This window comes from Dialister sp. CAG:357 (assembly GCF_000435155.1).
Classification (GTDB): Bacteria; Bacillota; Negativicutes; order Veillonellales; family Dialisteraceae; genus Dialister; species Dialister hominis.
The window spans coordinates 1215-1701 of the sequence record NZ_FR896396.1 but is presented as its reverse complement, the minus strand read 5'-3'; the positions used below and the strand labels follow the sequence as shown (position 1 = coordinate 1701).

Here is a 487-nt window from a genome sequence, read left to right as displayed (position 1 = left end):
TTATCACTGGGAAAAAGGAAATGAGCGAGGAAACGGTAAGACTTGGAAAGGGACAGCCTATTTTAGTGGAAGGACTTCATGCGCTTAATCCTGCGCTGACATACTTCGTTCCAGGCTATCAATGCATGAGGGTCTATGTCAGTGCTCTGACACAGCTGACAATTAATGATCACAACCGTATTTCCACCTCCGATACAAGACTTTTAAGAAGACTTGTGAGAGACGTCCAGTTCAGAGGAAACGGGGCGGAGCATACGCTTGAGGTCTGGGATAGTGTAAGGCAGGGAGAGGGGAAAAATATCTTCCATTACCAGAACAGGGCGGATGTCGTATTCAATTCAGCTTTACTTTACGAAATACCGGTCCTTAAGAAAATGGCTGAACCGCTTCTTCACGATATCAGGCCTGAAAGCAAAGCTTATGCGGAGGCGCAGCGGCTGCTTGAATTCCTGCGCCCATTCCGGGAACTGGATGCGTCAGTTGTTCC

At 47.8% G+C, this 487-nt stretch carries 1 protein-coding gene; it reads left to right on the top strand.

What is annotated here, in order from left to right; genetic code table 11:
- Positions 1-20: 20 nt before the first annotated feature.
- A partial coding sequence (locus tag M3200_RS03065) for a uridine kinase family protein (RefSeq protein WP_502685333.1) occupies positions 21-487 on the top strand: 467 nt, incomplete at its 3' end.